5 protein-coding genes are annotated in these 4758 nt (G+C 44.6%); all 5 read left to right on the top strand.

Going from position 1 to position 4758, the window contains the following annotated elements:
- Nucleotides 1–597: hypothetical protein (locus H6G97_RS45665; RefSeq protein WP_190947031.1), on the top strand; the 597-nt coding region annotated here is incomplete at its 5' end.
- Nucleotides 598–626: 29 nt separating this feature from the next.
- Nucleotides 627–995, top strand: a complete 369-nt coding sequence (locus H6G97_RS45660) for an alpha-ketoglutarate-dependent dioxygenase AlkB family protein (RefSeq protein ID WP_242056070.1) — start codon at nt 627–629, stop codon at nt 993–995.
- 143 nt (nt 996–1138) lie between these two features.
- A complete protein-coding gene (locus H6G97_RS45655) occupies nt 1139–1429 on the top strand; it encodes an alpha-ketoglutarate-dependent dioxygenase AlkB (protein ID WP_242056069.1) in 291 nt (96 codons plus the stop codon).
- A gap of 172 nt (nt 1430–1601) precedes the next feature.
- On the top strand, nt 1602–2132 hold the full coding sequence (locus H6G97_RS45650) for a hypothetical protein (protein WP_190947030.1): 531 nt from the start codon (nt 1602–1604) through the stop codon (nt 2130–2132).
- A gap of 143 nt (nt 2133–2275) precedes the next feature.
- A partial coding sequence (locus H6G97_RS45645; protein WP_190947029.1) for a plasmid replication protein, CyRepA1 family occupies nt 2276–4758 on the top strand: 2483 nt, incomplete at its 3' end.

The following is a 4758-nucleotide window of genomic DNA, read 5'->3' as shown; positions in this document are numbered from 1 at the left end:
TCTAAACTGGTTGAAAGACTTATCTACAAAGGCTTTGAATGTGCTGAGATTTTATCGTGGTCTGAGTCCGGTATTCCCGATGTCGCTGTAGCAACCATACTTCATTATTACGGTTATGAAGCTGGCAAGAGATGTACCACACAAGCAAAATTAGCCTGTGAAGCTTTTGAAAGCATTGGTGTTCGTGCCTGGATTCAAGATTTACTGGGGTGGACTAAACCCGCATCTAATAGCGAAACAGCGATGACACAAATACAGCTACTCGCCGCTCTAGCTAAACATTTGGCAGAGCAAGAGCAGCATTTACTTCAACAACAACAGCAACAAACTCAAATCTTGGCGAGACTCAAAGCCGTTGAAGTTGAGCAAGACAGAGTAAACACCCCATGCGGACATAAATATAGTGTTGTTGGTTTCGCTAATCTTCAAGGTTTAGAAATATCTGTAAAAGAAGCTGGTACTAAAGGTCGAAAGGCAAGCGCATTGTGTCGGAATCTTGGAATAGAAATAGAACGCATTCATGACCCACGTTTTGGAAAAGTCGGTTTGTATCCAGAAAGTATTTTGGTTGAGGTTTTTAAAGCCGAACAGAACTAACAGCAGTTTCAAAATTTGAGAGAACTACCATGCAACAACTCAACTTATTTACTGAATCAATCCCAGTTTTGCCTATCACCTACTACCCCGATTTCTTAAGTCTTGAACAAGCTAACTCGCTCTACCAACACTGCTTGAAACTGGAGTGGCAGCAGAATCAAATCAGGATCGCGGGTAAAACAATGCCCGTTCCCCGCCTGGAGTGCATTTATGGTGATGCCGGATGTGATTACCTTTACTCCAACAGCGTATTTTTGAAACCCCTGACTTGGACAGACAATCTGGCTAAGTTGCGGGACTCTATCACCGCACTTACAAGCTACAAATTTCGCATCGTCATCGGCAACCAGTACCGCACGCAGGGCGGCCGCATCATGTCAATAAGCATACTTTATTGAGAATAGATTTAAAATCAATGTCATTAAGTTTTGCTTATTGCGAAAGTTTTAGGCGATCGCTTTGGGGCTTAAAAAATAATCAAGCTCGAAATCCTGATTTTTTCGTTGGTTCTTAACCTTCGTTGTGATCAAGAGTAATTTAGATGCGTTTGCCCTGGTACCGCACGGGGACTGACTCAATCGGCTGGCACGCAGACAAAGAGCCATCAATGGGATTTAACCCGGCGATTGCATCAGTCAGCTTGGGGTCATGTCGCAAATTCCAAATCAAACCGAGAGATGGCAGACCAACAGATTTCTGGCTGGAACACGGGAGCTTGCTTGTGATGCACCCCGGTTGCCAATCAACACATCTGCATCAAGTTCCCAAGACCAACAAAGTCGTTAGCACTCGGATTAATCTCACTTTCCGCCCACATACAGGGGGTAGATAATTCTGATTCTCCGGATCATGTATAATGCCCTAGCTAGTTCTTATGTACTAGTGAGAGTCAATTAGTTTTCGAGCCGCTACATACGAAATATCACTCTTCTAGAGATTTGTTTACTGATCAAATCGTCTATTCATCCACCAATCGTATTCACACTTGAAAAAAGGAGCCAGATATGGGAAGAGCTAAACGCCGTCATCAGTTAAGCCGTCAGTTAGACCCTAACTATGGTCAAGCAAAGATGCCCAATAGTTTGATATCAATTCAAAATGATTTTTTGAACAAACAAACTGATTTAGTTATTGCTTCAACTGGGTTTTTGTACCCAGAAACTTACACAAAGAAAAATCAGTATGTTATTGTTCCACGTTCTACTGATGACAATTATGAACGAAAACTATTCGCCCTGAATCAACAACAAATTATTGACTCACTTACCCCTTTGATACGTAAACATGGTTTGGGCTGGATTTGTCAAATTTACGATCACGAACAACATTGCCCTGAATGGATTTACGTTTTAGCAACTAAAAAACAATTTCAGATTCTACAAACTTCCATCTTTAATAGTGAAATTGGCTTTCTTGTTACTAGCGTTATCAGTTGCGCTTTAAGAGAATGGAGTTTTTCAAATGACAAAATTTTGATTCCAGTAATTGCTACTTCTGATAAGCGCGACTATCCATCTTGGCTATTCTGCATTTAGCTCCTGTTCACGAATAAATAAAGCTCCTGTTGGGTTTTCTCATTTGATAATAACCCCTTAGCCTTTGACCAATCTGAAGACTATCAATAGCGGCATCTACCAAGTGCTGCTCTATTTTTATGCGTCAAAATATTGGAGGAAACATGAGTACAATCACATTACTAAATGATGATTTTCACCAAAAACATCTACAAGAATGGTTAAATAGTGGCGTTGACGAAGAAATCATTGCCCTGAATGTACGCTCACTCTCCCGGACTGTCCCCTACGAATACTTGCTCTACAGTCCCAAAATCTCCCGTCGTAACGATGGACGATTACGCGATCGCGATTTAAAGAAATACCAACACATAGAACTCGGCGGCTGGTGGTGCAATGGCGTTGACCCCCTCAACAACTACGTCCTGATGATGTGGGGCTGTTTCAAACCCGACCATCCCCGAAGAGATCGCCAGAAAATTCACAAGTTCATCAAGTACGAGCATCCTTACAGAGAAGAGACACGCGCTTTTTTCCTCTTAGTCCCGAATCGCATCTGGGTAAAAGTTTCCAATCGTAGCGGTATCCCTATCACCGAAGAAGATTTACAACATCCCGGCGGTTTTTGGCATTGGGTTTGGCGGCACAACGTACCAGTGACAATCGTAGAAGGTGTTAAGAAAGCGGGAGCGTTACTGACAGCCGGCTATGCAGCGATCGCAATTCCTGGCGTTAACGCTGGATACCGTACACCTACTGATGACTACGGTATAGCTAATGGCAAACCATACCTGATTCCAGACCTCAAACACTTTGCAACACAGGGGAGACAGGTTAACATCTGCTTTGACCAGGACAATAAACCTGAGACAGTCCAGCGAGTCAGAACCGCTATCAGTCGTATGGGAAGGCTGCTGGTAAATGAAGGCTGTTCGCTGCGGGTGATTGATTTACCGTTAGGGCAAGAGAAAGGGGTTGATGATTTTATCGTCGCCAAGGGGCAGCCAGCATTTGACGCACTCTACAATACTGCTGTTGCTTTGGAGTTGTGGGAGATTAAGCTGTTTACTCTGCTGACTTACCCGCCAGCGATCGCACTCAACCAAAGATTCCTCGGTCATCTGCTCGTACCCCAAGGCGAAAAACTGATTATCCTCAAGGCTCCCAAAGGCACTGGTAAAACTGAATGGCTTGCAACTGAGGTGGCGAAAGCCCATGACCTTGGGCAGAGGGTATTAATCATCACCCACCGCATTCAACTGGGTGAGGCATTGTGCAATCGCTTCGGTGTTAACTATGTTACCGAAGTCCGCACAAATGAAACAGGCACATTATTAGGATATGGGGTGTGCGTTGATTCGCTGCATCAAAAAAGTCAGGCGCGATTCAACCCTAACGACTGGTCAAATGATGTCATTATTATTGATGAATGTGACCAAGTTTTCTGGCACTTGCTTAACTCTGGTACGGAAGTGCAGAAGCGTCGGGTATCTGTTCTCAAAAACCTCAAGCAGTTAGTGCAGAATGTTTTGGGCAGTAGCCAGGGAAAGATTTACCTATCAAGCGCTGATGTGTCTGATACTGATGTGAAGTATGTTTTATCACTCGCTGGTAAATATCGAGTTAACCCGTTCGTCATCGTTAATAATTATCGGCATGTAGCCGGAAACTGTTACAACTATTCTGGTAGTAATCCGAAGAATTTGATTGCTGCTCTTGATCGGGCGATCTCCAAAGGTGGGCATCATCTATTGTGCTGCTCTGCTCAAAAAGCTAAGTCTAAATGGGGGACGCAAGCATTGGAAGAACGTTTTCGCCGCAAATACCCACACCTGCGGATACTGCGAATTGACAGCGAATCTGTTGCTGACCCCTCTCATGCGGCTTTCGGTTGTATCGCTCACTTGAACGAAATTCTTACCCAGTACAATTTGGTTATCGCATCTCCAAGTTTAGAAACTGGGGTCAGCATCGACATTCGAGGACATTTTGATGGTGTTTGGGGGATATTTCAAGGTGTGCAGCCTGTTAACTCAGTGCGTCAGATGTTGGCAAGGGTTAGGGAGACAGTTGACCGCCACATTTGGGTTAGAGAGTGGGGGATGTCGGTTGTAGGCAATGGCTCCACATCCATCGGAGGATTGCTAAGAAGTCAGCACATCGCCACACAAGCGAACATTGCGCTGTTGTCGGCGGCGGATAATGACGATTACAGCTATGTTGACCAGAATTTTCAGCCCGAATCTTTGCAGACTTGGGGCAAACGTGGTTCTGTTATCAACGTTGAGATGCGGCGCTATCGAGAGTCTGTTCTTGCGGGTTTGGTCGAAGATGGTTACACCATTATTGATGCCGACGATGCTGATGACGATGAGAGTGGGGCTGTAATCGAGTCGGTTAAGGCGGCAAGTGAGCAATTGTATACTGCTGAGTGTGAAGCGATCGCAGATTCTGATGAACTCTCCCCAACCGAACTGAAAAAACTGCAAGATAAAAGGGCGAAAACGAAAACCGAACGACATCAGCAGCGCAAAGCTGAATTATCCCGTCGCTATGAAGTTGATGTTACCCCTGATTTAGTCGAGAAAGATGACGATGGCTGGTATCCTCAACTGCGGATGCACTATTATTTGACGCTGGGACGGGA

The organism is Nostoc flagelliforme FACHB-838 (assembly GCF_014698065.1).
In the GTDB taxonomy this organism is placed as follows: domain Bacteria; phylum Cyanobacteriota; class Cyanobacteriia; order Cyanobacteriales; family Nostocaceae; genus Nostoc; species Nostoc flagelliforme_B.
This window is presented reverse-complemented; position numbering and strand designations above follow the sequence as displayed.

Excerpts from the sequence above, each read along its gene's own strand:
- H6G97_RS45660 (WP_242056070.1), top strand. The coding sequence starts at position 627 with ATGCAACAACTCAACTTATTTACTGAATCAATCCCAGTTTTGCCTATC.
- H6G97_RS45655 (WP_242056069.1), top strand. The coding sequence starts at position 1,139 with ATGCGTTTGCCCTGGTACCGCACGGGGACTGACTCAATCGGCTGGCAC.
- H6G97_RS45650 (WP_190947030.1), top strand. The coding sequence starts at position 1,602 with ATGGGAAGAGCTAAACGCCGTCATCAGTTAAGCCGTCAGTTAGACCCT.